The organism is Streptomyces pseudogriseolus (assembly GCA_002154585.1).
GTDB lineage: Bacteria > Actinomycetota > Actinomycetes > Streptomycetales > Streptomycetaceae > Streptomyces > Streptomyces pseudogriseolus.
The window spans coordinates 1-1330 of record MUNG01000558.1 but is presented as its reverse complement, the minus strand read 5'-3'; the positions used below and the strand labels follow the sequence as shown (position 1 = coordinate 1330).

Sequence of the window (1330 nt, the reverse complement as noted above, 5' to 3'; positions counted from 1 at the left end):
GGATCTCGGCGGCGACCGGCGCCGTCGCCCTCGTCATCGCGCCGCTCAACCGCGAGCACGGCTTCGGTCACCTGGTCGCCGCCGTGATCCTCGCCGGGGTGTTCCAGATCGTGCTGGGCGCGCTCGGGGTGGCGAAGCTGATGCGGTTCGTGCCGCGCAGCGTGATGGTCGGCTTCGTGAACTCCCTCGCCGTCCTGATCTTCATGGCGCAGGTGCCGGAGATGACGGACGTGCCGTGGCCGGTGTATCCGCTGATCGCGGCGGGCCTGGCGATGATGGTGTTCTTCCCGAGGCTCACCACCGTGGTCCCGGCGCCGCTCGTGTCCATCGTGATCCTCACCGTGATCACCGTCGCGGCCGGGATCGCCGTCCCGACCGTCGGCGACAAGGGCGGCCTGCCGTCGTCGCTGCCCGTGCCGGGGCTGCCGGACGTGCCGTTCACCGTCGACACGCTCACGACCGTCGCGCCGTACGCGTTCGCCATGGCGCTGGTCGGGCTGATGGAGTCGCTGATGACGGCCAAGCTGGTCGACGACATCACCGACACCCGCTCCTCCAAGACGCGCGAGTCCGTCGGGCAGGGCGTCGCCAACATCGTCACGGGCTTCTTCGGCGGCATGGGCGGCTGCGCGATGATCGGCCAGACGATGATCAACGTGCGGGTGTCCGGGGCGCGGACCCGGCTGTCGACGTTCCTGGCGGGCGCGTTCCTGATGGTGCTGTGCGTCGTGTTCGGGCCGGTCGTGTCGGACATCCCGATGGCGGCGCTCGTCGCGGTCATGGTGATGGTGTCGGTGGCCACGTTCGACTGGCACTCGATCGCCCCGAGGACGCTGCGGCGCATGCCGCTCGGGGAGACCGTCGTCATGCTGGTCACCGTCGTCTGCGTGGTCGCCACCCACAACCTCGCCGTCGGCGTCGTCGTCGGCTCCGTCGCCGCGATGGTGGTGTTCGCGCGGCGCGTCGCCCGGCTGGCCGAGGTCACCGCGGTCACCGACCCGGACGGCGGCACGGTGGTCTACCGGGTCACCGGCGAGCTGTTCTTCGCCTCCTCCAACGAACTGGTCGGCCGGTTCGCGTACGCCACCGACCCCGACCAGGTCGTCATCGACCTGTCCGCCGCACACATCTGGGACGCCTCGTCGGTGGCGGCGCTCGACGCCGTCGAGACGAAGTACGCCCAGCGTGGCAAGACCGTCGAGATCGTGGGGCTGAACGAGCCCAGCGCGCGTATTCACAGGACGCTCAGCGGAGAGCTCACCGGCAGTTGACCGAAGGCGCGGGGCGCCCGAGCAAAGGCGCGGGGCGTCCCGCGCCTTCGGTCAACTGC

Annotated in this window: 1 protein-coding gene; it reads left to right on the top strand. The window is 70.5% G+C overall.

Going from position 1 to position 1330, the window contains the following annotated elements; all coding sequences use genetic code 11:
- On the top strand, window positions 1-1271 hold a 1271-nt coding region (locus tag CCN29_RS32690; RefSeq protein WP_086686131.1), incomplete at its 5' end, for a SulP family inorganic anion transporter.
- Window positions 1272-1330 lie beyond the last annotated feature (59 nt).